The following is a 780-nucleotide window of genomic DNA, read 5'->3' as shown; positions in this document are numbered from 1 at the left end:
GGGCTTATTTCTTTCATCATCTATTGAATGGTAACGTCCAGATAAGCGGTCAAAACGAAATGCATCTTCCATCCCTAAAAAGCGCCAGAAATCTCCCCAGACGAGCAAGCGAGCATCCAGCTGCCACACATCCCCTTCTATTTCAAAGTGCAGAGGAGGCTGTTCGTTTAGCTCTAAAACCAAATTATATCGTTGAGGTCCAAGTCTAAATGTTTCAACGCTTGCTATCTTTTGAGCAGAAGTTTGTGCTTTAAAACTGTACAAATCCCAGGAACTGTAAAGAAGGGCCATTGCAGAGAGTATAGCTAGAATAGCAAGCGTAGCTTTTAGCCATGCCTTGAACCATGTACGAAGGAACAGGTACTTGAAAGAAATAACAATTAGCAGAGCGCCGAGAATAGCAATAGACAAGACGGGCAAGAACATAATTACCTCCTACCCTTGTATAAGCTTAAGTACCATACCCAATTGAAGCCAGACTTTCTTCTGACAACTTTAACAAAGCATCATTCTGGGTTTGTGCCTTGGTCATACTCTCAATGTAGTATTCCAATGAAGTCAGTGCATCAGCCAGAGTTTCTAACAAAGTCTGGTCAGGCATCGTATCACCGTCAACCAACTCCTGTTGAATACAGGACATGCACTTCAATAACAAGGACGTTAACCTCTCCTCACCAATGATGCTCATTGCACCACGGATACTGTCCATGACAGTATAGACTGTTGCCAGGTGAAGCTTATCACCCTGGGATTCAACGTAGGAGCTAATTGATCGTTTAG

General features: G+C 43.1%; 2 pseudogenes. Both read right to left on the bottom strand.

The features are described from left to right. Nucleotides 1-426: pseudogene (locus tag A3729_RS28315) on the bottom strand (hypothetical protein); the annotation flags it as partial. A 25-nt stretch (nt 427-451) separates the two neighbouring features. After that, a pseudogene (locus A3729_RS33625) lies at nt 452-780 on the bottom strand (chemotaxis protein); the annotation flags it as partial.

This window comes from Oleiphilus sp. HI0043 (assembly GCF_001634935.1).
This window is presented reverse-complemented; position numbering and strand designations above follow the sequence as displayed.